At 58.3% G+C, this 4,788-nt stretch carries 2 protein-coding genes and 1 pseudogene; all 3 read right to left on the bottom strand.

The window, feature by feature from the left end; translation table 11 throughout:
- Positions 1-2,982, bottom strand: a 2,982-nt coding sequence (locus AC0TNJ_RS00095) for an autotransporter family protein (protein WP_473769861.1), incomplete at its 3' end; no start/stop codon positions are given.
- A 294-nt stretch (positions 2,983-3,276) separates the two neighbouring features.
- Positions 3,277-3,627, bottom strand: a pseudogene (locus AC0TNJ_RS00090) (hypothetical protein); the annotation flags it as partial.
- Between the two features lie 635 nt (positions 3,628-4,262).
- Positions 4,263-4,788, bottom strand: a 526-nt coding sequence (locus AC0TNJ_RS00085; RefSeq protein WP_473769850.1) for an autotransporter outer membrane beta-barrel domain-containing protein, incomplete at its 5' end; no start/stop codon positions are given.

Genomic DNA, 4,788 nt, shown 5'->3' with positions numbered 1-4,788 from the left:
CCCATCCTCGCCCTTCCAGCTATTGGCATAGTTGGCGGCAAGGCCGAGCCGTCCGATCAGGCTGTCGCCGTCATGCAGGCTGACGCGGCTGTCCCATGCATCGCGGAAGCTGTCGGCATTGATCGATGAGTACATCAGCTGTGCCTGCGGGGTCAGCGACCAGTTCTGGTCGATGGCGATCCGCTGGCCTGCTTCGATGCTCAGGGCATAGCCGGTTGCCTTGCGGCCATCGGCAAGACCCTGATTGGCGGTCCAGGAGGTGAGATCGCTGTCGAACCACGTGACCTGCGCCTGACCGTCGACATAGAAGCCGGAATTGCCGTACCAGGTGGCGGTTGCGCCAAGGCTCCAGCCATCGGTGCTGATCGCGCCATCGCCGTGGAAGGAGGACACATCACCCTTGGCATGGCCATATTGTCCGGTGATGCCGGCGATCAGCTTGCCGCTGTCGCTCTCATAGAACTGGCCGTCGACACCGGCCTGCATGATGAAGGTGTTGATGTCCTGCTTCATGCGGCTCAGCGACGTATCGGGTTCAAGGCGGTTATGCGCGCCTTCGATACGCGCCCACACGCCCTTGTCGTCAACGGCGGCACCTGTGGCCTGGCCATCGCCGTTCCGGCCCGTCCAGTAGCGCTCGCCCACACGTTCCTGCAAGGTCGGCAGCTTGTTGAGCGCCTGCATGTTCTGCAGATAGCCTTCATAGACAGGAACCGACGGGCTGTAGCGCGGATCAGGGCCTGGGCCTGGATTGTCAAACTGGCTGGTCAGATACCAGTTACCGTCCTCATTGCCGGTGCCCGAGCCCTGCTGCAGCGTATAAGCATAGGCACCGCCCACGACCGCCTGCTTGCCGTCCTTGGTGACAAAGTCACCCAGCAGCGAGAAGGTACCGTACGACTGGCCCTGAACATCGACCACTTCGATGCCGTTGACCGTCTGTGCGCCCAGCCCGTCGCGATTGATGACCTTCAGGTTGGTGTTGCCATAGGTATCGCCGCCGACCTTGAGCATGTCGGTCTTGGAACCGTCGCCATTCAACACGCTGTTGATGACAAGCGTGCCGCCATTGCCGGTATAGTTGCCGGCAATGGTCAGTGTGGTGCCGCCAGAGCCACCGAAATCAACCGTGCCGGAATTGGAGAGGCCGACCATGCTGGTGTCATAGCCGCCAAGGCCGATAAGGGCATTGTTTGCCAGCGAATAGGTGGACGTGCCGGAGAAAGCGCCTGCGGCACCTTGCACCAGAGCGCCGCCATTGACATTGGTCTGGCCCGCATAGCTGCCAGTGCCGGAAAGCGTCAGCGTGCCATTGCCGTTCTTGGTGAGGCCTCCGGGGCCGTCCATCGTGCCGGAAAAGGTCGTATCGATGTCCTGATCAAGCGTCAGCCTGCCGGAGCCGAGCGCCACATGGCCTGCACCGGCAAGGCCGCCAACCGTTTCATTGAAACCGGACAGATCGGCAGTGCCGTCTTTGTCGACCGTCAGCAGGCCCGAACCAAAGGCGTGATCCACAATCCCGGCCTTCGCCGTGCCCTTCTCGACTGTGAGCCCGCCTGTAAACGTGTTGTCGCCCGAAAACACCGTCGTGCCGCTGCCACGCTGCACAACATTGCCACTGCCGCTGATCGCGCCGGTGAAGTTATAGATATCCGAGCGGTTGAAGGCCAGCGTGCCATGACTATAGGAATCGCGCTTCACCACCACATCGCCCAGAATGCTGCCGCTATTGCCGCCGTCGCCGAGTTGAAGCGTGCCCTGGTTGATCGCCGTGCCGCCGGTATAGCTATTGGCGCCGGTCAGAACCAGGGTGCCATAGTCGAGCTTGCTAATGCCTTGATTGCCGCGCAGCTCGCTTGCTATCGTCGCGGTTATGCCAGCCCCGGCAGCACTGCCATCACCGACACGGATCGTCGGGTTCTTGTCGCCCTGAAGCGTGAGATAGTCGCCGGACAGCACATAGCCATCCGTGGAGAATGCAAGTCCCTGCGCCGTCAAATCCCCGGCACCGTCATCCACGGTGACCCGATGCCCGACCGTGCCGCCGAACTGCGCATAATCACCCTGGTTCCACACACCGATTGAACTGCCGTTAATATCCGTCCAGTTCTGATTGGTCGCATTCCATGTACCGTCACCGCCAGCCCATATATTGTTGGCGACCTGCCCGGCAACATAGAGATTATACTGGTGATCCGGGTTCTGGAACTGCATGGCGTTCCGATCCGAGCCGGACGGGACATTGCCCAGCGCCAGGCCATTGCCCGACAGCGTGCCGCCATAATCAAACAGCCGGTAAAGGCCGACACCGAAATCGCCCTGATCGGTGATATTGAGCGTGCCGTTCAGCGTCAGATTGCCATGCACGTCAAACAGGCCGTTCCCATTCCCCGATTTCCCGAGCGCGACATTCACAGTGCTGCCCAGAGCCAGCGAAAGATCATTCTTGAACGTCAGCACATTGCCCTGGTTACCGTCGAGCGCGCCGCCACTGGCCACCTTGGTGTTGCCGATGATCGTGCCGGTGCCGCCAAGCTTTGCGCCAGTCGCAACATCCACTGTGCCGCCCAATGTGCCGATGACAAACAATCCGCCGACATCGACCGCCGTGTTGCCGACAAACGCGCTGCTGTCGCCCGTCAAGACCAGAGAGCCCGCACCGACCTTCTGCACGGCACCAGCTCCCTCAAGCGAACCGGAGAAGATCAGGTCGTCGAAGCGATTGAAGACCACTTTCGTGTCATCGACAATCGTGCCGTTCAGCGCCCCCGTCGTCCCACCATTGCCGATATGAAGCTCGCCGCCCGTGACGTAAGTGGTGCCGCTGAAAGCCGAACCATCGCCCGTCAGCGTCGTGACGCCCGTCATCTGATTGATCGTGCCCGGACCCGAAATCGCCGCCGACAGAAGATAGCTCGCATCCGTATAGTTGAACGTCAGTGTGCCAGTGCCAGAACCAAATATAATGGAATCCGTCGTCAACTGCCCCGCCCCAGCCGCAGGATCGCCCGCAGCAGCACCAATGTTTAAGACACCAAGGCTGCTTGCTGATGATGCAATATAGGTCCTGACGGACTGAACCCTACCGCCGTCTTTTATAGTAAGAGTACCGGTTCCCGCATTTCCAACATACAGGTAGCCGTTGGAGGAGTTTCCTCCCGCAGGATTATTTGCGACAACAACTTGTGAACCAACACCGCTCACCGACATATCGCCGACGCTGTTAACGCCACCGGGACTGCCAAATCCCACATATAACTTGCCAGCGGATACACTGCCGCCATTGAGAACTTTTAAAGTTCCCGTGCCAAAACGACCAACATGGAGTTCCCATGAGGCATTCCATTGAGAGTTTGCATCACTGACAGTCACCTCACCTACAGACCCGACCGAAGCGGCACCTGAGAGGGAATAGAGACTGCCAATGTAGCCATACCAACTCGTCACCTGCCCACCACCGATGATATTGGCTGTACCCTGCCCGCCATCGGCTCCAAAATATATATCGCCACTCTCAAGTGTCGCATTAGTATCCACGGTGAGAGTGCCGACGGCATCAGTCCCCACACCGATGATCGTTCGACCAAACTGGCCGCTCCCGCTGTTCTGGATGAGCAATGTACCCATACCGCCCGGAGCTGTACCGTCGAGGCCACCTACCGAAATATAATTAGCGTTAGTGCTGGTTCCGGAGTACTTCCACGCTGAACCCGCACCATCAATCTTCAGAGTTCCTGAGCCACCCGCCTGCGTTCCCAGCGAGGTATTTGAATCACCTTGATTATCAATTACTCCACCATCTAGTATATTTATTTCAGCTGTGCCCAACTGACCTACCTGATGGCCTGCTAGCGACCAGCCGGACGATAGATTCATAGTAGAATTATCAATTTTGAGCGTCCCCTTGGAGCCTGCTTCAACCCCCATGGTAAACGTGCGGCTTGATGATAACGTAGCCTCACCGCCATTGATAATGTCGACTTCCCCAGTCCCGGCCTTTCCGATAATAAGATTGCCGTTAATCGCCCATGCAGGGTCTGTTGCCCCGTCCACGACTTTAGCCGTATTATCGATTGTCTCGTCCGCAAAACTCGGCGCCCCATAAAATAACGCACCCACAGCCACGCCGGATAACAAAATCCGATCTATGAAACGGCGACGATGTAAAGGCTTAAGCATTAGAATATCCCCCAGCGGAAGATTTCCGCGCAATGTGACTGATCAGAAATTTAAAGAACGAATAGAAACTTGCAGGTCACGCCTTACCACTTGACCTTGAAGCCGATGTTGCCCTTGAGGGTGTAGCTGTCGGCGAAGTGATTGAGGGATGTGTTGATGGAGCCTTCGCCATAGAGGGCGTATTTGTTGTCGGCCCAGGCATAGGTGCCGCCGGCGCCGATGCCGCCCCAGGTGTTGTCGCTGTCCGTGGCCATATGCGTGCCGGCATAGTTCATGCGGGCATTGCCCATCAGTTCCTGATAGAGATTGGCAATGCCATAGACCGACGTGTTGACCATCAGGCCGTCCTCGCCCTTCCAGCTATTGGCATAGTTGGCGGCAAGGCCGAGACGCGCCGTCAGGCTGTCGCCATCGCGGTTGGAGATGCGCGCGCCATAGCTGTCATGGAACGTATCGAAGTCGACCGATGACCACATCAGCTGCGCCTGCGGCGTCAGCGACCAGTTCGGGTCGAGGACGATGCGCTGGCCTGCTTCAAGGCTCAAGGCATAGCCAAAGCCCCGGTTGCCATCTTTCAGCGTCGGGTTGACCGCATCGACACCAAGGTCG

The sequence above is a fragment of the Ochrobactrum sp. PL_is483 genome (assembly GCF_055816855.1).
Note: the sequence above shows the minus strand (reverse complement) of the source record. Positions and strands in the feature narration are given on the sequence as shown.